The sequence below is a fragment of the Chitinophaga sp. genome (assembly GCF_035538455.1).
GTDB lineage: Bacteria > Bacteroidota > Bacteroidia > Chitinophagales > Chitinophagaceae > Chitinophaga.
Genome location: NZ_DATLKJ010000105.1, coordinates 22,846 through 47,569, shown reverse-complemented (window position 1 = coordinate 47,569; position 24,724 = coordinate 22,846). Strand labels below are relative to the sequence as shown.

Genomic DNA, 24,724 nt, shown 5'->3' with positions numbered 1-24,724 from the left:
CTGTCAAATTATATGATTGCATCCATTTTAACCAAACTTGAATCATCCCGCAAGGAATTGCTTGATTTGGGTTTAAGAAATCCTTTGTTAAACTATAGAACTCCTACCGGGAAAGGGTTACATATAGTTGAAGAATCTGCTGCCGCCATTTACGAATTACTTGTAAAGGACGGCAAAACCATGTCTTTTCTGGGAAGGCCCGACAAGAAAACTGATGATACCACTGTAGAATATAATGAGCCGTCTGCCTCCGCATCAAAGGATGCGCTGACAGATACCCGCCTGCAAACCAATGAGAACCAGGTAACGTTGCATGCGCGTTTGCTGAATACCTATTATGCGGCGCGGATGAGCATTGAGGAGCAGGGTGTCAATATCCTTTATCTGTCGCTTGGTATGCTGGAATGGTATGAGCAGGGAAGTGAAGAAGTAAGACTGGCCCCGCTGATCATGGTGCCAGTTCAACTGGATCGTTCGAGTGCGCGGGAGCGTTTCCGCCTGAAATATTCACTGGAAGAGGTGGGCGCCAACATATCATTGCAGGCCAAAATGAAAGCTGAATTTGGCGTGCAGATACCGGATCTGCCGGAGGCGGAGGATTTTGATGTGGACGGGTATTTTGCTGAAGTGAAAGACGCCATCGCAGGTATTCCTGCCTGGAAGGTATCGCCCGACAGTATTGAGCTGGGCTTTTTCTCTTTCGGCAAGTTCATGATATACAACGACCTGGATACCTCGAAATGGCAACAGGAAAATGATCTCCTCACACATCCCATTATACAGAGCCTTTTTGGTGGTGGTTTTGCTGATAATCTGCCACCCACACCCGAAAATGCTTTTATCGATACAGAAACACCGGCGCATGAATTGTTTCAGGTAGTGGATGCAGACAGCTCACAGATTATGGCGATGCTGGCCGTACAGGAAGGCCGTAACCTCGTGATACAGGGCCCTCCCGGTACCGGAAAGTCGCAGACGATCACCAATATTATTGCAGATGCCATCGGCAGGGGCAAGAAGGTGTTGTTTGTTGCAGAAAAGATGGCCGCACTGGAGGTGGTGAAACGCAGGCTGGACAATATTCAGCTGGGAGAGGCCTGCCTCGAACTGCACAGCCACAAGGCCAATAAAAAAGAGCTGCACCAGGAACTGCGCCGTGTGTTGGAGCTGGGGCGTCCTGCTATCCAGAAGTTACAGGAAGAAGTGGTGTTGCTGGATAGTTATAAACATGAACTGAACGGTTATTGTGATGCCATTAATACTGAGATAGAGAAAAGCGGATTATCTGTGTACCAGGTGACAGGCTACCTGTTACGCATAAACGAAGAGACTGCCGGCATGGAGCTACCTGTTATCGGGCTGACTGATATTACCCGCTGGGATGCCGCTGGCATGAACAAGGCTACCGCGATGGCCCAGCGTATCCAGGCATGTTTGCAGGAAACCGGCGTTCCCGCCGCGCTTACTTTCCGGGAGAGCCAACTTACCGTATTGTTACCTCACGAACAGGAGGCTTTGCTCCGCCTGTTAAAAGATACTACCGCTGCTTTGGCTGCACTGGAAGATACTTCTGCACTTATTGCCAATAAGGCCGGGATCGCGCCGCCGCAGGATATGCAGCAGAGCCGCCACCTGGCGGAGATATGCCACTTGCTTGCGCAACGCCCCGATCTCAAAGGGCTTGACATCAGCAACAAAGCATGGCTGCAGCAACAACAGCACATCACTGAATGGCTGGATGCGGGCCGCCGCACTACCGCCATATTCCGGGAGTATGAACAGATCCTTATCCCTGAAGCATTTGAGCAGGATGTAATGGAAATCAGGCAAAACCTGCTGGCGCATGGCGGCAAATGGTATAAGTTCCTGATAGGCGCTTACAACCGCAGCAACCGCCAGCTGGCGGCACTTTGCAGGAACGGCCTCCCCAAGGATAATGAAGAAAAGCTGCAATACATTGACAGCATCATGGAATACCGCCGCCACGATAACCAGCTGAAAGAGCAGTCGGAACTGGCGCGGCAGCTCTTCGGCGTACGTTGGCAGAAACAACAGACTGACTGGGACGCACTAGCCGATGCGACAGCATATCTGACAGATATGCATAAACGAATAGCTGAAGGCGCCTGCCCTGAAAGCGTGTTGACCTACCTGGCTACCATGCCGGATACAGCAGCAGCTGAGAAAGACGCGCAGACTATCACGCAGCTCGTGGAATCAGCTACGGACCACTATACGCGGCTGCTTCGCAAAATGGAGATGGTGCAGGTGCAGCAGCCTGTTACTTTTGCCGCATACCGTCAGTTGCTGGCATTGTGGACAGAAAAGCTCCCTGAGATATATCATGCTATTGCCTGGAACAATATAACGGAAACGGCTACACAGGAAGGCCTGGACTGCCTGATTCAGCCAGCGCTCAACTGGCCTGATGCATCGCGTTTGCTGAAGACAGCGTTACAGAAAACCTGGTATGAATACCTGCTGGAGACGGCAGTGAAAACACAACCGGCGCTACGGAGATTTGACCGTGCAGGACATGAGGAGCTGATCAGGCAATTCCGTAAAGTAGATGTATTGAATCTGCAATATAACCGTGCACGAACAGCGCTCGGTCACTGGGAGCAGATGCCGCGGCTTGATGCCGGTGGCCAGGTGAATATACTGCGCACCGAATTCAATAAGAAAGCGCGCCATATGCCTATCCGTAAACTGATGCAGGAAGCGGGTCTGGCCATACAGGCCATTAAGCCGGTGTTTATGATGAGCCCGTTGTCTATTGCCAATTTCCTGCCGCCAGGCACGATGGAATTTGATCTCGTGATATTCGACGAGGCCAGCCAGGTAAGGCCTGTAGAAGCGCTGGGGGCCATCCTCCGCGGCCGTCAGCTGGTTGTAGTGGGAGATACCAAACAGTTGCCGCCCACCAGTTTTTTTGATTCCCTTACCCGTGATACCAATGATGACGAAGAGAATGTGACAGCCGATATGCAGAGCATACTTGGTCTGTGCGATGCGCAGGGCGCGCCGCAACGGATGTTGCGCTGGCATTACCGTAGCCGCCATGAATCGTTGATCACATTATCCAATCACGAGTTCTATGAAAACAAACTGGTGATATTTCCCAGTCCTGGTTCAAAAGAGAGCAAAGGACTGGTATTCCATCATCTCAAAGACACCGCCTACGACCGTGGTAAAACCCGCACCAATCCAAAAGAAGCGGAGATTGTAGCAGACGCGGTGATGGAACATGCGAGAAAGCATCCGGGGCTGAGCCTCGGTGTGGTAGCCTTCAGCACTTCGCAGCGGCAGGCTATTACCGATGCGCTGGAGTTGCGCAGAAGGAATACTCCGGAACTGGAATCCTTTTTCAGCGGTCATGCTGACGAGCCGTTCTTTGTAAAGAACCTGGAGAATGTGCAGGGGGACGAAAGGGATGTAATTTTCATCTCTATCGGTTACGGACGTACCGAAGAAGGCTACGTAGCGATGTCTTTCGGGCCATTGAATAACGAAGGCGGTGAGCGCAGGCTCAACGTACTTATTACCCGCGCCAAGATGCGTTGTGAAGTATTTACCAACATCACCGCGGATGATATAGACCTGAACAGGACAAAGAGCTATGGCATCCAGGCATTGAAAAACTTCCTCTACTTTGCGCAACACGGCAGGCTGTACATGACGCAGGAGACGGGGCTTCCGGCCGACAGCCCATTTGAAGAGAATGTGGCAGAGAAGCTTACCGCGCTTGGATATACTGTAAGAAAACAGGTTGGTTCGAGAGGCTTCTATATTGATCTTGCCATTGTGGATGCAGATAATCCCGGCCGGTACATTCTCGGTATTGAGTGTGATGGCGCGGCTTACCATAGCGCGCGTTCAGCACGCGACCGGGACAGATTGCGCCAGCAGATGCTGGAAGCAATCGGATGGCAGATACACCGTGTATGGAGCACGGATTGGTTCCGCAATCCCGCGAAGGAATTGCAACGCTTAGTTGCAGCGATCGAAGAGGCGAAGACGGCTGTTACCATTGAAGACGAAGTGGCGGCTGCCGAACCAGCGGCGCTCACCCGCGAAGTGGTGGAGACCATTGAAGAAGAAATCCCGCCATACCAGGTAGCAGTATTGTCTGATGATATTAAAGACCAGGAATTTCATTTGTCGCCGTTAGGCAAACTGTGCGACTGGATAGAGCAGGTGGTTACCGTGGAGAGTCCTGTACATTTCGATGAGCTGGCCAGACGTATGGTGGAAGCAGCGGGTATAACCCGCGTGGGGCCACGTATCCGTGAAGTGTTGCGGCATGCGGTGAGGCATTCCGATGCGGGTAAACGTATAAAGATCAAAGGCCAGTTCCTCTGGCATACAACATTACCGCAGCCTGTAGTGCGTAACCGAAGCCATTTGCCAGCCTCCGCACGGAAGATCAACTATATCTCCGTGGAGGAGATGGGCGTGGCGCTTGGAAAAGTAGTGAAAGATGCTGTTGCTATCCAGCGCGAAGAGGCAGTGCCTTTTATCGCGAAGATGTTTGGCTACAGCCGCGTTACTGAAGATATGAAAGAAGAGATACTGAAAGCGATCGATATTAGTGTGGGAAACAGCATAGTGCAACAGGAGGGGGATCTGCTGAAAGCATAACCGGACAAGATTTGTATCATAACCGGACAGGTGTTTTTAATTTATAATGTGTATGAGGTTAATGTTGATCAGCAGGAAGTAATGGCATATTTTTTCTTCCGTTCCGGCAGTGAGATAAGGTGATGATGGATTGTTTCTTTCACTTAATCTGATGCACGATGTTCAGCAATTATCTACTCATTGCATGGCGTAACCTGGTCCGGTACAGGTATTATTCCCTGATCAATATTGCGGGGCTCTCAGTGGGCCTGGCAGCCTGTTGGCTCCTGTTATTGTATGTACAACGGGAGAGCAGTTATGATAATTTTTACCCCCATGCCAATCGTATATACCGCGCAGTAAACCATGCTACATGGTCTGGCGGGAACCTGAAACTGGCTTCTACTTCTGCGCCGTTTGCAGCTGTGCTGAAGCAGGATTACCCGGAAATAGAAGCGATCGCACGTATACAGCCGGAGGGAGGCGCTGCATTAATATATAATGGCAGAAAGCTCCAGGTGGATAATATGTATTTCGCAGACAGCACCTTCTTCCATGTTTTCGGCCTTTCAGTGCTGGCCGGTGATACTGCCACCGCTTTATCTGATCCGCATGGACTGGTACTCACACGCTCGCTGGCGGCAAAGCTCACGGGTGCGAATGCAACAGAGGCAGTAGGTAAGGCTGTTCAGATGGAGGACCGCAAGACTTATACCATCACCGCTGTTATGGAAGACCTTCCCGCCAATTCTCACTTTGCATTCAGTGCATTGAGGGCAATGCCACCTGGTTATAATGCCAACGGGTGGCAGGAGTTTGACGTGTATACGTATATGTTACTACGGAAAGGAGTGGAGGCCAGTGCGCTGGAAAGCAAGCTACCGGCTTTTTTTGAAAGGTACCTGAAGCCGAGGATGGGCGCCGTGAACTATAAGATGAGTTTACAGCCGTTGCAGGATATTCACCTGTATTCCAACCTGGATTATGAGATCTCACCTAACGGCAACATTGTATACATCCGGATATTCCTCTTTACCGGTTTCCTGATATTGCTCATTGCGTGCATTAATTACATGAACCTTGCCACGGCAAGGGCATCCGGCCGTGTGAGAGAAGTGGGCGTACGGAAAACGCTGGGATCAGGAAGAACGGAGATCGCCAGGATGTTTATGGCGGAGTCTTTGCTGCTGTCTTGCTTTTCGGCGCTGGTGGCGTTTCTGCTGGTATGGCTTGCGTTGCCATATTTCAGTTCCTTTACCGGTGGGAAGTATCAGATCTGGCAATTCGGCATGGGACGTACGTTGTGCGCTATGACATTGTTGGCGTTATTCGCGGGATTCCTGGCAGGTATATATCCTGCTGTATTTATGTCGGGCTTTAAAGTGGTGAGCTCACTGAAAGGCCGGCTGGGAATCAATACCCATGCGGGCTTCCGCAAAGCGCTGGTGACGTTTCAGTTTGTAGTGGCTATGGTGCTGGCCGCCAGTGCGATAGTGGCGTATAATCAGATGAAATATGTGATGCAGAAAAATCTGGGCTTCGATAAGAACCTGGTGCTGTCTTTCCATCTGCACAGTGACGAGGCACGCAGAAAGGCGCCGGCACTGAAAGAGCAGCTACTGAGAAACCCGCTGATAGCACATGTGGCGGCAGCCAGTAATCCTATTGGTAAGAATGACATTGGCGGACATGGTTTCTTTTTTGAAAAGGAAGGCCGTATTGCTGAGGAGTCGTACGTTGCACAGAACTATATGGTAGATGCAGACTATCTGCGAACAATGGGCATCACACTACAGCGCGGGCGTAATTTTTCAGATACGGGCGTGGCAGACCGGCATTATGCAGTATTGGTAAATGAAACCCTGGTAAAGGCACTTGGCTGGAAAGAGCCGCTAGGCAAGCGGGTACAGTTTAAAACAGACCAGGAAGGAACCCGGACGGAGCGTGTAGTTGTTGGTGTTATACGTGATTTTCACACTTACTCTCTGCAACATAAAATAACACCGCTGGTGCTGGAAATGGCGCCTTTCCCGCAATTTGAAGACAACATGTATGTGAAATTGCGGAAGGCTGATATACCAGCTGCCATTGCTTATATTGAGAAGACTTACCATGCTTTTGATCCTGAGCATGGTTTCGATTACAATTTTGTGGATGAGAATTTTTCCAGGCAGTATAGTGCAGAACAAAAACAGGAAGTGATCTTCATGTTGTTTACTATTCTTACATTGTTCATTGCCTGCCTGGGGCTCTTTGGCCTGGCGGCTTTTATGGCAGTGCGCCGTACAAAGGAAATAGGCGTTCGCAAAACGCTGGGCGCTTCAACCGGCAACATTGTACAAATGTTATCGAAGGATTTTATGCAGCTGGTGGCCATGGCGGCTGTACTGGCATTTCCGTTGTCGTGGTGGATGATGTACAAGTGGCTGGACCACTTTGCTTACCATATCAATATCAGTGTGTGGGTATTTGTATGGACTGGTGCAGGTGTAGCGGCGCTGGCGCTGCTTACAGTGAGTTATCATGCTATTAAGGCTGCACTGGCCAATCCGGCAAAGAGTTTATATGCTGAATAAGAGAATTATACAGTCCGGAAGCGCATTATCTGTCAAACTGGATACTGAAATCAGCCAGGGTCATCTTTCCCAGCTTATGCAACAAGGTGTTCTCCAGGTCTTCGTACAGATCGTCCAGGTGTTTATTGATTTGTCGGCCTACTTCACAATCCGGGTTAGGCAGATTACGGCTGTTTCCCAGGAGGGATGATTGTTTGATGGCATTGTAAATATCAGACAGCAGAATGCTGGCAGCTGGTTTGGCGAGGGTGGCGCCGCCATTCTTTCCTTCTTTGCTTTCTATCAGGCCGTGGTTACGGAGGTTGCTCACTTCTTTCCGTACCAGTACGGGGTTGATGTTGATGCTGCCGGCAATGTAGTCTGACGACAGTAACGTTCCCTCCGCTCTGGCCAGCAGGGTGAGGATGTGCAATGAGATAGGAAAGCGGCCGTTATTCATACTGTAAGTCACTTTATTACAGTACGAAGGTACGATAATGGTGGAGAACCGAAAAATTTACCTATTGGTAAAGAAATAGATGATGCTGGCGATAATGAGCAGCAGGATGATCAGCGTAATGACGCAGCCGTTCCTGTTGGGCTTTTTCACCGCATTGGTAAGTCCGCGGGCCTGTAACAGTGCTTCCACTTCATTTTTGGCCTGCATCAGGTCAATGGGCGTAACCCCGGGCAATTCATTATACGTGACGTAATAGTACCGGATGCCCTGTAATTTACCGCTGTTGAGACACAGCTGCAGTGCCTTCTCTGCGATGGCATGTACTACACCGACGGGCGGCTGTCCGGGTGCAGGCAGGGTGGCAGCGCTTCCGGATACGACCATATGACAGGTATTACAGACAATCATTATATTGAACGGATCTTTTTCCGGCACAGTGCGTATCAGTTCAGTACTTCCGCAATGGGGACAGGTAGTTGGAATAGCATCTTGTGGAATAGCAGTCATTAATTATAGCGTGATTTTGGTTTTTAATGGCTGCTTTAAAATAATGTTTTTTTGGGGAATTTAGGGATTTGGGGATTTTGGAATGTAGGAATTTATAAATGCAGCGAAGATTAAGTTTGTTATTCTGTTTTATTAACAATTGTTCTTCGCTGCATTTATAAATTCCTACATTCCAAAATCCCCAAATCCCAAAATATTACTGTTTCTTCAGGTGATCTTTAAATACCTTTTTGAATTTCTCCAGTTTAGGTTTGATCACATAAGTGCAGTAGGGCTGTGAGCCGTTAAGGTTATAATAGTCCTGGTGATAGTTTTCCGCCTTATAGAAAGTAGTGAGCGGCGCAATCTCGGTTACGATGGGTTTATCGTAGGCGCCGGATTCCTGGAGTTTCTTTTTATAGAATTCCGCTTTTTCTTTCTGTTCCGGGTTGTGGTAAAATATAACAGAGCGGTACTGGGTACCAACGTCATTACCCTGGCGGTTCAGCTGAGTAGGATCATGACTGGTCCAGAAGGCTTCCAACAGCTCTTCGTAGCTGACCTTTGCGGGATCGTAGGTGACCTGTATTACTTCGGCGTGACCGGTATTGCCCTCGCAAACCTGTTCGTAGGTAGGATTGGGTACATTGCCGCCGGCATAGCCGGATTCCACTTTTATAACGCCGTCAAGGTACTGAAACTGTGCTTCTGTGCACCAGAAGCAGCCGCCTCCGAAGGTGGCTTTTTCTACTTTGGTATTATTACTTACTTCCATATCTCCGGGTACTTTTTCTTGTTTGCCCTGGGCGCATGCAAGGAGCGCCAGGGTGATCAAAAATATAAATATTGAATATTTTCGCATAAATTTTATCTTTAGGGATAAAAAAAATTATATGTGTCAAATCTTGTACTGTAGCGATATTGCGCTGTTTTGGATGAGATTTGACCTGCCTGCATCCGATATAATTTACGTAATAAATGATGCAGGAGAACAACAAGTTAAGTAACTTTAACATTCTTTTGCGCCCCGTTAGGAGCCGTGGGTGTCAAAATTAATATAACGTCAGCAGCAGGAACAGATGTAACCCGGGTAACCGGAACCGTTTGATAGCTTAATGAGAACGCCGATGAAAAAGAGATAGTCATTTTCCCAGTTAAAGCCTCTCCGCCCACTTTGTAGGCGACGCTTCTTAGCGCCATAAATTAATATACTATTATTTACTATTATTGATTACAGTTGACAGACCCTGCTGGTTGGTTTGTAGACTCTTTATTTAAAAAATTATCACTTGAAATATTTTCCTGAATCTGCGTTGATGCAGTTGGAATTCGATAAAGTTCAGGCATTGCTGCAAGAGCATTGCAAAACAGAACTGGGTAAGCAAATGGCTGCCGACCTTCGGTTGCACACGCATATAGATTACGTAAAAACAGCCCTGCAACAGGCACATGAATACAAGCAACTCGTGCTGCTGCAGGAGCACTTTCCGAATGATTACATTTTAAACCTGAAGAATGAACTGCGCCTTTTATCTATACAAGGAGCGGTGCTCTCGGGTGAACAGGCGCTGCAACTGCGCAAACTGGCCGAAAGCATGCATGCTATTGTACGCTTTTTTGACCATGACCGCAGGATTCAATATGCGGGTCTGTTTGAAGTGATCAAAGACACACATTACGAGAAAAAGATCACTGCCCTCATCGACGAGGTGCTGGATGAAACCGGACAGGTACGTGACAATGCATCACCGGAGCTGGCCAGGATCAGAATATCACTGTTCCGCAAGCGCACGGAATTGCGCAGGGTGTTTGACCGCATCCTGCAAAAGCTGCAGAAACTCAACTACCTGGCAGACCAGGAGGAGGCTTTCCTCAACGGCCGCAGGGTAGTAGCGATCTATGCAGAGAACAAGCGCATGGTGAAAGGTATTATCCATGGCGAGTCGGACACACGTAAGACCGCCTTCCTGGAGCCTGAAGAAACCATCGAACTGAATAACGAGGTGCAGTCGCTCGAAAGAGAAGAAGGCCGGGAGGTATACCGCATCCTCAAAGCTATGACGGCATCACTGAGCAGTTATTCCGGTCTGCTCAACGGATACCACGAGATACTGGGCACTTATGATTTTATCAGGGGGAAAGCCAGGCTGGCATTGGATATGGATGGTAACTACCCGTTGCTGATGCCACATGCGCAGGTGCACCTGGTGCAGGCTTATCATCCTTTGCTGTTGCTATACAACCGTAAGAACAGTAAGCCTACGGTACCAGTGAACATTTCGCTGGATAAGGACGCGCATATATTGGTGATCAGCGGGCCTAATGCCGGTGGTAAAACGGTGACGCTGAAAACGGTTGGCCTGATACAACTGATGTTGCAATCGGGGCTGCTGGTACCGGTGCATCCGTCATCGCAGCTGGGCATCTTCAAACAGCTGATGATCCATATCGGTGATACGCAATCGCTCGAGTTTGAGTTGAGTACCTACAGTTCGCATCTGAAGAACATGAAGTACTTTATGGAGAATGCCAACGGCAGAACGCTGTTCTTCATAGACGAACTGGGAAGCGGCTCCGATCCTAACCTGGGCGGTGCTTTCGCGGAGGTGATCATGGAAGAGCTGGCGAAGAAACATGCCTTTGGTATTGTGACCACGCACTACCTCAACCTGAAGGTGATGGCCAATAAGGTAAGAGGTATCATCAACGGCGCCATGGGCTTTAATGAGCAGACGCTCATGCCTATGTACAAGCTGCTGATTGGCAAGCCCGGCAGCTCTTATACATTTTCCATTGCGGAGCGTATTGGTCTGAATCCTACGTTGATAGCCCGCGCCAAGACGCTGGTAGATGAAGGGCATTTTCAGTTGGACAGGCTCCTGAACAAAGCGGAGCAGGACTTGCAGAAAGTTGAACAGAAAGAGAAGGAATTACAGAAACTGCTGAAGGAGAATGAAAAGCTGAAAAGGGACTATGAAATTTTGGCAGACAAAGAGAAGAAGCATCAGCAGATCACTTTCCTGAAACTGCAGAATCAAATTAAAGAGAATGACCTGCTATACCTGAAAGACATGGAGCGGAAGCTGAAGCAGCTGGTGGCTGAATGGAAAAAAAGTGACGATAAGGAAAAAGTGATGAAACAGGCAGAAATTTTGCTGTTCCGTCGTCGGGAAAAGCAGGTAAACGAGAAACTGACCAGGAAGATTGACGATAAGTTTGAGGAAACAGGTAAGCAGTGCCAGGTGGGTGATCAGGTGAAGATACTGAGCAACCGCCAGGTGGGCAAGCTGATAGAGATCCGTGACAAGCGTGGGATTGTGCAGCTGGGGAATATTCCTATCAATGTGAAGTTGAGCGACCTGGTAGTGGTACAGGAGAAACCGAAAGAAACCGTAGACTGATAATCTTTAAATGTATTAAGTATGGAAGTTGCAAATGCAGGAAATATTGCGGAGATTCCGTTGTTCCGACTGGAGGATTGTATTGGTGGCGCGTCCTTCTATATTGGTGAGATGAAGGGGAACGAGGATGTTTGTGAAGAGATGGGTATTCCTCACCGCCATAACGGATACAGTATAGATATTCTGGTGAGTGGTACCATACGTCAGTCTATTGATTTCAAACAATATGAAGTAACAGCACCGGCAGTCATGCTGATGGAGCCAGACCAGGTCCATCAGCATGAAATGGCGGAAGATGCAGAGTTGATCAATATTTATTTTTCAAACGACTTCCTGGTGCCGGAGATGCAGGGTGTGGTGAGTTGCTGGCGTTGTGTTTTCAATTCGGGTGTAATACCCCTGAATGAAGAGCAGATGGATGAGTTGATGAGCTATGCGCGGTTGATCAAGAAGGAGTATGAGAGCGACCGGCTGCGGAAGGATGCAGTGATACGTAATTTATTGAATGCATTCGTGATAGCGTGCGGCAGGATAGCGGAGCCACCTACCGGCTGGTTGAATGCAGAAAGCTCACAGTATAATATGGCGCGTCAGTTTAAAGTGCTGGTGGATCAGCATTTCCATCAGAAGGCACAGGTGTCTGATTATGCGGAAATGCTATTTGTCACGCCAGGGCATTTGAATGATACCGTGAAAAGTCTGTTGGGGAGAAATGCGAAACATGTGATAGATGAGAAGCGTATAATGGAGGCGAAACGGCTCCTGTACTGGGGAGAGCATTCAGTGAAGCAGATTGCAGCCAGACTCAATTTTGAGGATGATGCTTATTTTAATCGCTTTTTCAAAAAACATACGGGGGTAACACCTGCTACTTTTCAGCGCACTACCCGTGAAAAGTACAATTAAACCCGTAATAATTTAAACATCCGTTAACATTATTGTATTATTTTTGCGTCGTTATCAATGGATGGTGTTGCCCGTACACCATGCAAAAACTTTGAAAACCATGATAGTTTTTTAGCGGAGGTCCGCAATACCTTTCTAACTTTTGTTTTTACAGTAGTCATTTACTACTGCGCTCAAACGTATAAATAAGGCTGTACACTTTATGCGTGGCCCGGAGCTGCAGTAGGGGCTGCCTGTATTTTCACACCCGATTGCTGTTACTAGAACTAGCTGCCGCAAAGGCGAGATGAGTTGTATTGTCTTTGCTGTTCAGGGTGAATTTTTATATGCATGTTAAATAAAGAAGTATGAAACCAATTAGATCAATTTTTGCAAGTTTGCCGGCAGGCTTCATCTATAGCGTCATTGTGCTGGCGGCCATGTCTGGTTGTGGCACTTCACAGGCCAACCAGAGTGGTGGCCCACAGGTGGCTTCGCTTCCTGTGTTAAAGGTGAGCACATTGCCAGCAACTACTTACCGTGAATTCAGCGCTACGCTGGAAGGCCGGGTTAATGTGGAGATACGTCCACAGGTAGAAGGCATACTCGATAAGATCTTTGTAGATGAAGGTGCTTATGTAAAAGCAGGTCAACCGCTCTTCAAGATCAACGACCGTATTTACAGTGAGCAACTGAGCAACGCCAGGGCTACCCTGCTGGCTGCCAAAGCTAATCTTGAGAAAGCCCAGGTAGAAGTAGACAGAATCACTCCACTGGTAAATAATAATGTAGTGTCTGATGTGCAGCTGAAAACTGCGCAGTCTACATACCAGGCTGCTAAAGCTGCGGTAGCACAGGCAGAAGCACAAGTAGGTAACGCCAATATCAATGTTGGCTATACGCTGATCTCTGCTCCTGTAAGTGGTTATATAGGAAGGATTCCTTACAAGACAGGTGCATTGGTAGGCCGTTCAGAGCCACAACCACTGACCCTGCTGTCTGATGTGAATGAAGTATATGCTTACTTTTCTATGAGTGAAGCGGACTTCCTGAAATTCAAGAACCAGACATCTGGCAACAGCATCGCTGAGAAAGTGAAACAACTGCCTCCGGTAGAACTGCAGCTGGCGGATAAGAGTATCTACACAGAGAAAGGACGAATTGAAACCATGGAAGGCCAGTTTGATAAAACCATGGGCGCCATTAGTTTCAGGGCCTCTTTCCCGAATCCGCAGGGACTGCTGCGTTCAGGAAATACCGGTAAGATCCGTATCCCTGAACAGTTTGCGCAGGCTATCGTGATTCCTACAGAAGCTACATTTGAGTTGCAGGATAAGGTGATGGTATTCGTTGTAGCAGATAGTAATAAAGTAAGTGGTATTCCCATCACCATAGCCGGCAAAAGCGGTAACTACTATTTTGTTGAGAAAGGCGTGAAGCCTGGTCAGCGAATTGTTTACTCCGGTCTTGACCGTCTGCGCGATGGCGCGGTAATCGCTCCTCAGCAAATATCACTCGACAGCCTGCTGAAAGTAAAACCGCTCTGATCTTCTCAGTGAATGTTTTTTCACGTCTTTACATCCATATAAAAAGTGTAAAGGCGTGAAATGACCAATCCTCAAACGTCATCAATTGGTGATGCTTAAATTCTTTTGCTCGTATGTTTAGAAAATTCATAGAACGGCCTGTATTAGCAACCGTTATATCAATCATCCTGGTACTGCTGGGTATATTGGCACTGGTAACATTGCCGATGAGCCAGTTCCCGGAAATCGCTCCACCCAGCGTGGCTGTTACAGCCTCTTACCCTGGTGCGAACGCTGAAGTAGTGGCACGTTCAGTAGCCACTCCGATCGAAGAAGCCGTTAACGGTGTGGAAAACATGACATACATGACTTCCCAGTCCAACAACGACGGCTCCATGACACTCAATATATACTTCACCCTTGGTACGGACCCGGACCTGGCCGCTGTGAACGTGCAGAACCGCGTTGCCAAAGCAACGAGTCTGCTGCCGTCAGAGGTGGTACAGGCGGGTATCAGCACCCAGAAAGTACAGAACAGTATGATCATGGTGGTGAACCTGATGAGTGATAAAGAAGAGTACAACGAAACGTTCCTCCAGAACTACGCCAAGATCAACATCATTCCTGAAATTCAGCGTGTGAAAGGGGTAGGACAGGCGAACGTATTCGGCGCCAAAGATTACTCCATGCGTATCTGGCTGCGTCCGGAGAGGCTGACCGCCTACAATATGTCTCCGCAGGAAGTACTGAACGCTATCCGCGATCAGAACCTGGAAGCGGCCCCCGGTCGTTTTGGTGAAGGCAGTGGCGAGTCATTCGAGTATGTGATCAAGTATAAGGGTAAGTTCAATAAGAACGAACAGTACGAAGACATCATCCTCCGTGCTAATGCCGATGGATCTGTACTTCGTCTGAAAGATGTTGCCCGTGTGGAATTTGGCTCTTTCACTTATGGTAGTGACACTCGTGTAAATGGTAAATACGGTATCGGTATCGCGATCAACCAGACTGCTGGTTCCAATGCGAACGAGATACAGGAGACCATTAACAAGCTGATGAAAAAGGCGGAAGCGTCTTTCCCTAAAGGCATTGAATACTTTAATATATATAGCACTAAAGAATACCTGGATGAATCTATCGATCAGGTGAAACATACTTTGATAGAGGCTTTCATACTGGTGTTCATAGTAGTGTTCATCTTCCTGCAGGATTTCAGGTCAACCCTGATCCCGGCAATTGCTGTACCGGTTGCGATTATTGGTACATTTTTCTTCATGAAGCTGTTCGGCTTCTCTATTAACCTGCTTACGCTGTTCGCATTGATTTTGGCGATTGGTATCGTAGTGGATGACGCCATTGTGGTAGTGGAAGCGGTGCATGCGAAGATGGAGAAGGGAGCGAATCCACGGACGGCGACATTGTCTTCCATGCAGGAGATCTCCGGTGCGATCATCTCCATTACGCTGGTAATGTCGGCTGTGTTCATTCCAGTTGGTTTCATGCAGGGCCCTGCCGGTGTGTTCTACAGGCAGTTTGCCTTCACGTTGGCGATTGCCATCCTTATCTCCGCACTGAACGCATTGACGCTGAGTCCTGCTTTGTGTGCACTGATATTGAAGAATAACCATGCGCATGATGAGAACTCTAATCACAGTCATAATGGTAAGACGGTATACGAAAAAGGTTTCGGCAAGAGATTCTTTGCTGCCTTTAATACCGGTTTCAATGCCATGACTAACAAATATGTGAACGCACTGCAGTTCCTGATCAAAAGGAAGTGGGTAACCATTGGCGGATTGGTCATCGTGATCGCTGCTACTGTATGGATGATGCGCACCACGCCGTCAGGCTTTATTCCTACGGAAGACCAGGGGTTTGCGGTATATGCTGTAACCATGCCTCCCGGTTCTTCACTGGAACGCACACGTCAGGTGGTGGCAAAAGTGGAAGCTAAGATTAAAAACCTGGAGGCTACCAGCTCTTACCTCAGCGTATCTGGTTTCAACTTCCTGTCTAACTCCAGCAGTGCCACTTCCGGCGTAGGTTTCATCAAACTGAAATCGCATGCTGAACGTGGTAAGATCAAAAACATGGACCAGTTGATGGGCATGTTGCAAGGCGCACTGGCTGGTATACCGGAAGCAAACATCTTTGTGTTCAACATGCCTACAGTGCCAGGTTTCAGTAACGTAGCTGGTTTTGAGGTAGTGTTACAGGACCGTACCGGCGGCACGCTGGATAAACTGGGTGGTACTGCCTGGGGATTCATCGGGGAACTGATGAAGCGTAAGGAAATCGCTTTTGCGTTCACTACATTCAACAACGGTCATCCGCAATTTGAGATGGAAATAGACGACCGCAAAGCCAAGCAATTGGGTGTTGCTGTAGGCGACATTCTGCAAACCATGCAGGTGTACTATGGTAGCATGTTTGCGTCGGACTTCAACCGTTTCGGTAAATATTACCGTGTGATTGTGCAGGCGGAAGCAGCGCTCCGTAAAGAGCCTTCCTCACTGGATGGTATATACGTAAAGAACCAGCATGGAGAAATGGTGCCAATGAATACGCTGGTAACACTGAAACGTGTATATGGTCCTGAGACGGTAACGCGTAACAACCTCTTTAACGCTATCACCATCAACGGTCAGGCTAAGCCGGGCTACAGCAGTGGTGATGCCATCAAGGCTGTAGAAGAGGTAGCTGCCCAGTATCTGCCAAGAGGATATACCTATGAGTGGGTGGGTATGACCAAGGAAGAGATCAGCGCGGGCAACCAGGCTACGATCATCTTTACACTGTGTCTCATCTTCGTATACTTCCTGCTGGCAGCACAGTATGAAAGCTATATCCTGCCACTGGCGGTGATACTTTCTATCCCGCTGGGTATCTTCGGTGTATTTGCCTTTATCAACCTGTTTGGTATCGACAACAACATCTATGTACAGGTAGGTTTGATCATGTTGATAGGGTTGCTGGCGAAGAACGCTATCCTGATCGTAGAGTATGCGGTACAAAGGCGAAGGGCCGGTATGGGATTGGTGGCTTCGGCTATCCGTGCAGCGCGTCTGCGTCTGCGTCCTATCCTGATGACATCCTTTGCATTCATTGCAGGTCTGTTGCCGTTGATGCGCGCAACCGGTTCTTCTGCACTGGGTAACCGATCCATCAGTACAGGTGCAGCGGGCGGTATGCTTACCGGGGTAGTGTTAGGGGTATTTGTGATACCTGTGTTATATGTGATCTTCCAGTTCATCCAGGAAAAGATCCGCCGCAAACCAATCACGGTGACCGCGGACGAAGCGATGGAAGAAGCCATGGTACATTAATGCAGCTGTATTCGTTTACAATTATCAGAATCAGAAAGACAGATGAAAACTAGAAATAACACCTTTTACTTTTTAATGTTGTCCTTAGTTGTAGGGTTAGCAGCATGCCGGGTAGGCCGCAATTATCAGCGGCCTCCGGTGGAGCTGCCAGAACAGTTCGGCAACGTAGCCCCATCAGATACCAGTAGTATAGCTGATATAGAATGGAAGAAGTTTTTTGAAGACGCCACTTTACAACAGCTGATTGACAAGGCCCTCACCGGCAACTATGATATGCAGCTGGCTATCAAAAGGGTAGAAGCTTCACATGAGTACCTGAAGCAGGCTAAAGTGGCCTGGTTGCCGTCTTTTACGGCTACTGCCACTGTGAACACCAACTATCCTTCCAAGAATAGTTTGAATGGCAAGAACATGAGCCAGTTCAACTTTGGTGACCACATTGAAGATTACAACCTGGGTGCAGGCATGTCATGGGAAATAGACGTATGGGGTAAAATCCGCAGACAGAAGGAAGCCGCGCTGGCCACCTACCTGCAGTCATATGAAGGCCAGCATGCTGTGCAAACCGGACTGGTAGCCTCTCTGGCTAACAGTTACTTCAACCTGCTGATGCTCGACAATCAACTGAACATCGCAAAGAAGAATGTAGCTCTCAGTGATACTATTGTGCAGATGATCAGCCTGCAGAAGAAGGCTGGTGAAGCTACTGAGCTGGCGGTACAACAGGCCATCTCTCAGCGTCAGACAGCAGAATTGCTGATACCTCAGCTGGAACAAGGCATTGCTATACAGGAAAATGCGATCCGCATTCTCACGGGTGAGCTACCGGGAACGGTTACACGTAACCGTCAGTTGCATGACTTCACGGTGAAGGAATCTTTACCTACAGGTATACCCGCCGCTATGGTAAGCCGCCGTCCTGATGTACGTGCGAGTGAAATGGGAGTGGTAGCAGCCAATGCGCAGGTGGGAGTTGCCCTTGGAAACATGTATCCGGCTTTGACCATTACTGCCAATGGAGGTGTCAATGCGTTCAAAGCCAGTGACTGGTTTACCCTTCCTGCCTCTTTATTTGGTATCGTAGGTGGAAGCATTACCCAGCCTATATTCCAGCACCGTAACCTGAAAACACAGCTGGAAGTAGCGAAGATACAGCGCGAGCAGGCGGTGATACAGTTTAAACAGGCTACCCTGAATGCTGTTGGAGAAGTAAGCAACGCACTGGTGAAACTGGAGAAACTCAAGACCCAGCAGAACATTGCCGGCGAGCAGGTGAGTACCAGCCAGCTGGCAGTACGCCAGGCACAGATGCTTTTCCGCAGCGGTATGGCCAATTATCTCGAAGTGATCACTGCACAGTCACGCGCCTTACAGGCAGAACTGGGGCAGGTAGATATAGACCGTCAACGTCTGAGCGCTATGGTAGACCTCTATCGTTCACTCGGCGGCGGTTGGAAATAATTAACGGAAGTACGGACCAGGTAAAGAGTGATGAATTCGGCTATAATCTATGAACCCAGACCCAACAGACAGGAATTAATAAACGGCCTGGTTCGTACATCTTCGTTAAGCGGGAACCACAGGGAGCAAAGTCATAGCGGCTTTTAAGTTATTTTGAAATTTTTTTTGGTAATTTAAAACCGTTTTATACCTTTGCGTCCCACTGGAGAGTTGGCAGAGCGGTCGATTGCGGCAGTCTTGAAAACTGTTGACTGTAACAGGTCCCGGGGTTCGAATCCCTGACTCTCCGCTAGAATGTAAAAGCCTTCAAGTCGAAAGATTTGAAGGCTTTTACATTATTTATACCATATTGTTACTTAATAGTTAAAGTACTGGTTTAATTCAAAGTAGCCTTTTGCAATAGGGATTTTAAAAATATCAGTGGCGTATGTTCCATTCCATACTCCCATTAATTCATGATTTTTTTCATCCTTATTATCTAGAATTTCTTTAAGCTTCTTCAATAAATCTTTTTTCCCGGAAACATTATAAAAGTCTGTTTGAGTCCGATTTTTCCAATCTATCACATAGTACCAAACAGTTTTATCTTTGCTATGAAATGGAAAGTCTTCAGAAATATTCCTAAATGCCATAAGATGTACAGTTACTCAATATTATTAACGAATACACGGCTAATTTCTTAAATATCATAAATTCTTTGTTCACTTAAAAAGGTCTTCCAAGATAATATCATTTTGAACCAAACCAGGTTTATACATATTCTGTTTGACTCCAAACGTAGTCACCATCACAAGAAATAATGTCTTCTTTGTTTTTGTCTTCCGCTGAAATATATCGAGTTTATTTTTCAATTCTATTGAACAGGCTTTATCTATAGAAAATTCCGAAGTTGAAAATTTCATCTCACAGATACTTATACAGAAATCATTTCTATCCAGTAATAAGTCTATCTGGGTTCCTGTTCCGTCCTCATCTTTTCCGGGCACATTTCGCCAGATTGACTCTTCCGTATAAACGCCTGAAATTCCTAAGGCAGCCTTTATTTCATTTGTATGTTTGAGACAAATACTTTCAAATGCAAGTCCGCTCCAGCTTTTCCATGTAGGTTGTGTGGATAATTTCATCCATGTTCCAATGCCGGTTGCTCTACCATTTTCAATATACTTTAGATAGAATCGGGAATATTCATCACTCAGTTTATATATATTATCTCTTACATTTTTCTCATATGGAATATAGTTTGTGATAAAACCAGACTCAATCAATTCATCGATGAGTAATGTTGCCCTTCCTCCACTAGATAATCCACAGGCAGCAATAATTTCTTTACGGGTTAGCCCTGCTGGGGTATTATTTAATGCTTTAACTACTGCAATATGTTTGTCTGCTTCTGCAAATAACGATTGATACAGATTATCAAACTCATTTTTTAATATTCCATCCTTCGTAAAGCAAAGTCTATCAATATTCTGCGCAGCGCTCAATCCAGCTTCCACTTCTTTCAGATAATGTGGAATTCCTCCCATCACCATATATAGGAGAACTATCTGATAAAGTTCCAGTTTAACATTTCTGCTTTGTAAATAATCTTTCGTTTCAGCAAGTGTAAAAGGTAACAATCGGATTTTTTTCGTAATCCTATTATGAAGTCCTCCTTTGTTGTTGACAACTTTTTGTATCATCCACGAAGCTGCCGATCCGCAAATTGTCAATATGAGATTATCTTGCTTAGTGCCCCATGAGTTCCAGAAATATTCGAATGCAGATAAAAAACCTGATTTAGGAGTATTCAACCATGGAAATTCATCTAGGAAAATGATACATTTCCCCTTTTTCAACAATGGTTCACTATATTTTTTGAGCATCTCAAATGCTTCCGTCCAACTAACAGGTACTTCTGGTAGCCTCTCTTGCTTCATGACTTCGGCTAACTTATTCCTGAAATTACCCAACTGCTCCTTGAATGTGGCGTTGTGAACTCCCGAAAACTCTAATATTATTTTACTATTATAGACTTCCCTTATCAGGAATGTCTTACCTACACGTCGCCGCCCAAAAATGGCAATTAACTCAGCTTCATTTGATGCTAAAGCCTTTTCCAGAATTTTTTTTTCCTCTTTACGACCTATAAGTGACTTCATCTCTTTAGTATTTTTTCAAATCACTAACCGGCTAAAATTTTATATCCGGCCATAACTATATAAAATTACATAGTTGTGGCCGGATATAAAAATCAAAAATGGGCCATAAGTATAAAAAATAAGTACTTATGGCCCATTATATTAATGCAGCTATCTTGTTCAACAAGATGTACAGTAAAGATTTTCACTAGTTTACTGCGTGAAGTGATAGATGTCATAAAGGTTTGTAAGCTGAAACTTACAAACCTTTTTTATTGCAGAGGTAAGTTCAATGAGAGGTGACTATCGATTGTGTCCTCTGTGTGCTGGTACTTGTATGTCAGGAAGTACCCGGAATCGTGTTTTCGCCCAAATACTTTTACATTTGTAAATTCGATTCTTCCAAAAATAGATTTATGAAGAAGATAGGATTTTTATCGTTCGGGCATTGGTCTGATCATCCGGCTTATAGCACCCGTACAGCCAGCGACACATTGCTTCAATCTATTGATCTGGCTGTTGCTGCCGAAGAAATTGGTTTAGACGGCGCCTATTTTCGTGTACATCATTTTGCAGCCCAGTTAGGATCGCCATTTCCTTTGCTTGCGGCTATCGGTGCCAAAACCAGCAAAATAGAGATTGGAACGGGTGTAATTGATATGCGTTATGAAAATCCGTTGTATATGGTAGAAGATGCCGGAGCTGCGGACTTAATTTCGGAGGGGCGATTACAATTAGGAATCAGCAGAGGTTCGCCGGAACAGGTAATCGACGGGTGGCGTTATTTTGGATATGAACTGGCAGAAGGAGAAAGTGACGCAGATATGGGGCGCCGTAAAGCACTGGAATTCCTGGATAAGCTGAAAGGTGTGGGATTTGCTGAGCCTAATCCGTATCCTATGTTTCCGAATCCACCTGGTTTACTGCGTTTGGAACCCTATTCGGAAGGATTGCGGGAACGCATCTGGTGGGGGGCCGCTTCCAATGCTACCGCTGTGTGGGCGGCTGAAAACGGAATGTACCTTCAGAGCTCTACCCTGAAGTTTGATGAAAGTGGCAAGCCTTTCCATATACAGCAAGCCGAACAGATCAGATTGTACAAAGAAGCCTGGAAAAAAGCGGGACATAAGCGTGAGCCAAGGGTTTCTGTAAGCCGGTCTATTTTCGCATTGGTAAACGATCAGGATCGACATTACTTTGGGCGGGAAGGCAATCAGGTCGATAAAATCGGAATGATTGAACCGAACAAACGTGCTATTTTCGGAAGAAGCTATGCTGCAGCACCAGATCAACTCATAAAGATGCTGGCTGAGGACGAGGCTATTCAGGAGGCAGATACGATCCTTTTGACTATACCCAATACATTGGGAGTAGATTACAATCTGCATGTATTGTCTTCTATTTTAGAGCATGTGGCTCCGGGATTAGGCTGGCGTTAGATTTCAGCAATGATGATCCCTGACTCTCCGCAGCATATTAAAACGCCTTCAGATCTTAAGATTTGAAGGCGTTCCGTTTTAACTCTATGAATAATAATCCCTTCTACACTTCAGTTTTCCAACTCTCTTTCAAGATCTTCAATTGATGGTAAGTTTCCTTTTAAATTATCAGGAATGGCTTGCGTTAGCTCGTATTCCGCTATACCGATAGGGTTATTAATTCCCCGAAGTGCATATTCTGCTATTACTTTATTCCGTTCTTTACAAATTAATATACCAATTGTAGGCTGATCGGAGGAATGCCGGAGTTGATCATCTACCACATTTAAATAAAAATTCAGTTTGCTTGCGTATTCTGGTATAAATGGCCCTGTTTTCAGTTCTATTACAATGAAACACCTTAATCTTAGATGATAAAATAATAAATCAATGTAGAAGTCTTGATTACCTATCGCAATTTGATACTGTTGTCCAACATAACTGAATCCAGCGCCCAGTTCCAATAAGAAATTTTTAATATGAGTGATTAATGCATTCTCCAGATCTTTTTCATGGTATCTCTCACTCATAGTCAGAAAATCGAACTTATAGGGATCTTTTATGATTTCCTTAGCTAAGTCACTTTGAGCTGAAGGTAAAGACTGATGAAAGTTATTAATTGCTTTACCAGTTCTTTGATACAAATTTCCCTCAATCTGGTGGACTAATACATTGCGGCTCCAACCATTTGTGGCAGTTTGGTAAATATAAAAAATACGCTCATCCGGATCCTTTAACTTCTCAAGGATTGTAATATGATGATACCAAGTCAATTGTGCAAGCGGCACTTGCACAATTGGCCCATCTTCAACTATTTGAATATCAGAACTAATATTATTAGAAAATGTTGGATAGGCCTCTGCAAAAGCCCTCATATATTTCAAATTTCTGGAAGAAAGCCCTTTCATATCAGGGAACGCACTTTTTAAATCGTTACTAATCCGATCTATTACCTTAGTCCCCCATCCCTCAATGTGTTGTTGCTGTAGAATCCTATTTCCAATTTTCCAATATAGCAGCAGTAATTGCTTATTAACAATCAGAATTGCTTGTGATCTTGCTCCCTGTATATCTTGTTTTAATGTTGCTATAAAATCTATATAACCGAGTTGAGCATCAGTCATGCATTTTATTTTTTCCTGAAATTATCTCATCGATAGACAATTAACAAATCGGGTTATGAAAATCCGCTGTATGCAGATTACTGTTTTTTTACAACAGCCTTTCCTCGAAAGAGATTATATACTTCAGTTCTACACCAGGGAATTGTTGATGTCGAAGGAGGCCAGGCATAGCTGGGTTCCTCCGGATAAAAAATTATCTGTTTAGTCCCCGTTTTTTCCATTGGCTGTCACCACATAGCGTACGCTCAGTCCCTTTGCTGCTTTGTAAGAAACGTTATCGCAGCGGAATACATTAATATTGCCCCATCGATGCCTGGAGTATGTCCTATTTGCACTGCCATCTCTTATAGCTAATACGGAAGCTTTTATCACCCAAAAACTATTTTATGGAAAAGACATTTTTCTACCCCTTATTTTTCATCACTGTGACTGCCATGCTTTTATTCAGCGCCTGCGGAAAGAATGCAACAGATAAACTGCAAAGCATCAATGCGGGTACACAGAAAGCCGCTGTTGAGAACACGCCTAAATGGTTGCTGAGCAAAGTAATTTATACTACCAAAAACAATGTTTCCAACTGGACTGCCACTTATACCTACAACAATCAGAACAAACCGATTAATAAGCAGATTAAGGGGAAAAGAATAGGCGCGGTAGTGGATGAAACAATCCTTTTCTTCTACGATAACGCCGGAAGGATTTCAAGATATAAATCCAGCAAAAGATGGGATACGATCAATATTGCATATGACGTACAGGGACGCATTCTCAAATCCAAGTACCCTTATTACTACGTAAACGATACAGTCAGTTATATCAAATATACTGATGGTGCTCCTAAAGATGAGACTAATTATCTTGTCTACTACTTTTACGATTCAAAAGGGAACCTGAAACAGATCCGGGATTTCGAAAACAATTTTTTCCCACTTAACGATACGTTTCATGCCTTCTATTTCGTCGCAACCGTTTTCGGGAAGTATGACAATAACGCCAATGCCAATGCTGCTATCAATGTGTCCCCCACCTGGCTGACCTCCTATCAGTACCAATCTGAAACATCGTACGAATCGCTGGCGCCCTTTAATTTCACAAATAACTATCAGGAGATCACGAATAGCCTGAATTCAAGTATCGTAAAACAAACGGCCACCTATAATGCAGAGGGGCTGGTAACAAGGCTGGATGGCGTCAGCACGGATGAACTCACCAGCAGTAGCTATGTTTACCGGTTTGAATATGTGCTTGCAAAGTAGTAACCTGATTTTTTTTAAAAGAATAT

Annotated in this window: 16 protein-coding genes and 1 tRNA gene; 11 read left to right on the top strand and 6 right to left on the bottom strand. The window is 46.1% G+C overall.

The window, feature by feature from the left end; genetic code table 11:
- Positions 1 to 12: 12 nt before the first annotated feature.
- Both proA and VM802_RS13180 read left to right on the top strand, forming a co-directional pair.
- Positions 13 to 4,641 (top strand): anti-phage protein ProA, encoded by a 4,629-nt coding sequence (gene proA / locus VM802_RS13185; RefSeq protein WP_325531161.1) that lies wholly within the window; start codon positions 13 to 15, stop codon positions 4,639 to 4,641.
- 158 nt (positions 4,642 to 4,799) lie between these two features.
- The gene (locus VM802_RS13180; protein ID WP_325531159.1) at positions 4,800 to 7,196 is read left to right on the top strand and encodes an ABC transporter permease; all 2,397 of its coding nucleotides are present in this window, start codon (positions 4,800 to 4,802) and stop codon (positions 7,194 to 7,196) included.
- A 25-nt stretch (positions 7,197 to 7,221) separates the two neighbouring features.
- Here VM802_RS13180 and VM802_RS13175 read toward each other — a convergent pair whose 3' ends face one another.
- The 3 genes from VM802_RS13175 to msrA form a co-directional block, all read right to left on the bottom strand.
- Positions 7,222 to 7,635: an Rrf2 family transcriptional regulator gene (locus tag VM802_RS13175; RefSeq protein ID WP_325531157.1), complete on the bottom strand. Its 414-nt coding sequence runs from the start codon at positions 7,633 to 7,635 to the stop codon at positions 7,222 to 7,224.
- A gap of 57 nt (positions 7,636 to 7,692) precedes the next feature.
- A complete protein-coding gene (locus VM802_RS13170; protein ID WP_325531155.1) occupies positions 7,693 to 8,142 on the bottom strand; it encodes an FYVE zinc finger domain-containing protein in 450 nt (149 codons plus the stop codon).
- Positions 8,143 to 8,338: 196 nt separating this feature from the next.
- The gene (gene msrA / locus VM802_RS13165) at positions 8,339 to 8,983 is read right to left on the bottom strand and encodes a peptide-methionine (S)-S-oxide reductase MsrA (RefSeq protein ID WP_325531153.1); all 645 of its coding nucleotides are present in this window, start codon (positions 8,981 to 8,983) and stop codon (positions 8,339 to 8,341) included.
- A 427-nt stretch (positions 8,984 to 9,410) separates the two neighbouring features.
- Between msrA and VM802_RS13160 the strand changes: the two genes are divergently transcribed.
- The 6 genes from VM802_RS13160 to VM802_RS13135 all read left to right on the top strand — a co-directional run bounded on the left by VM802_RS13160 (position 9,411) and on the right by VM802_RS13135 (position 19,009).
- On the top strand, positions 9,411 to 11,522 hold the full coding sequence (locus VM802_RS13160; protein WP_325531151.1) for an endonuclease MutS2: 2,112 nt from the start codon (positions 9,411 to 9,413) through the stop codon (positions 11,520 to 11,522).
- A gap of 21 nt (positions 11,523 to 11,543) precedes the next feature.
- Entirely contained in the window at positions 11,544 to 12,428 is an 885-nt protein-coding gene (locus VM802_RS13155; RefSeq protein WP_325531149.1) for a helix-turn-helix domain-containing protein, read from the top strand.
- 347 nt (positions 12,429 to 12,775) lie between these two features.
- Complete coding sequence (locus VM802_RS13150) at positions 12,776 to 13,954, top strand: efflux RND transporter periplasmic adaptor subunit (RefSeq protein WP_325531147.1); 1,179 nt, start codon at positions 12,776 to 12,778, stop codon at positions 13,952 to 13,954.
- 113 nt (positions 13,955 to 14,067) lie between these two features.
- Positions 14,068 to 17,259: an efflux RND transporter permease subunit gene (locus VM802_RS13145; protein WP_325531145.1), complete on the top strand. Its 3,192-nt coding sequence runs from the start codon at positions 14,068 to 14,070 to the stop codon at positions 17,257 to 17,259.
- A gap of 75 nt (positions 17,260 to 17,334) precedes the next feature.
- On the top strand, positions 17,335 to 18,720 hold the full coding sequence (locus tag VM802_RS13140) for an efflux transporter outer membrane subunit (protein WP_325531143.1): 1,386 nt from the start codon (positions 17,335 to 17,337) through the stop codon (positions 18,718 to 18,720).
- A gap of 204 nt (positions 18,721 to 18,924) precedes the next feature.
- Positions 18,925 to 19,009, top strand: a tRNA-Ser gene (locus VM802_RS13135).
- Between the two features lie 67 nt (positions 19,010 to 19,076).
- On the opposite strand, the gene VM802_RS13130 is transcribed toward VM802_RS13135, so the two are convergent.
- Together VM802_RS13130 and VM802_RS13125 are read right to left on the bottom strand one after the other, a co-directional pair.
- Complete coding sequence (locus tag VM802_RS13130) at positions 19,077 to 19,352, bottom strand: hypothetical protein (RefSeq protein WP_325531141.1); 276 nt, start codon at positions 19,350 to 19,352, stop codon at positions 19,077 to 19,079.
- 69 nt (positions 19,353 to 19,421) lie between these two features.
- A complete protein-coding gene (locus tag VM802_RS13125) occupies positions 19,422 to 20,861 on the bottom strand; it encodes an AAA family ATPase (RefSeq protein WP_325531139.1) in 1,440 nt (479 codons plus the stop codon).
- Between the two features lie 395 nt (positions 20,862 to 21,256).
- On the opposite strand from VM802_RS13125, the gene VM802_RS13120 reads away from it, so the two are divergent.
- Positions 21,257 to 22,279 carry an LLM class flavin-dependent oxidoreductase gene (locus VM802_RS13120; RefSeq protein ID WP_325531137.1) on the top strand — a complete coding sequence of 341 codons (1,023 nt, stop codon included), beginning with the start codon at positions 21,257 to 21,259 and terminating at the stop codon, positions 22,277 to 22,279.
- A 110-nt stretch (positions 22,280 to 22,389) separates the two neighbouring features.
- On the opposite strand, the gene VM802_RS13115 is transcribed toward VM802_RS13120, so the two are convergent.
- On the bottom strand, positions 22,390 to 23,442 hold the full coding sequence (locus tag VM802_RS13115; protein ID WP_325531135.1) for a PDDEXK nuclease domain-containing protein: 1,053 nt from the start codon (positions 23,440 to 23,442) through the stop codon (positions 22,390 to 22,392).
- A 70-nt stretch (positions 23,443 to 23,512) separates the two neighbouring features.
- Between VM802_RS13115 and VM802_RS13110 the strand changes: the two genes are divergently transcribed.
- Both VM802_RS13110 and VM802_RS13105 read left to right on the top strand, forming a co-directional pair.
- Positions 23,513 to 23,647: a hypothetical protein gene (locus VM802_RS13110; RefSeq protein WP_325531133.1), complete on the top strand. Its 135-nt coding sequence runs from the start codon at positions 23,513 to 23,515 to the stop codon at positions 23,645 to 23,647.
- Positions 23,648 to 23,828: 181 nt separating this feature from the next.
- Complete coding sequence (locus tag VM802_RS13105; protein WP_325531131.1) at positions 23,829 to 24,698, top strand: hypothetical protein; 870 nt, start codon at positions 23,829 to 23,831, stop codon at positions 24,696 to 24,698.
- Positions 24,699 to 24,724: the final 26 nt, after the last annotated feature.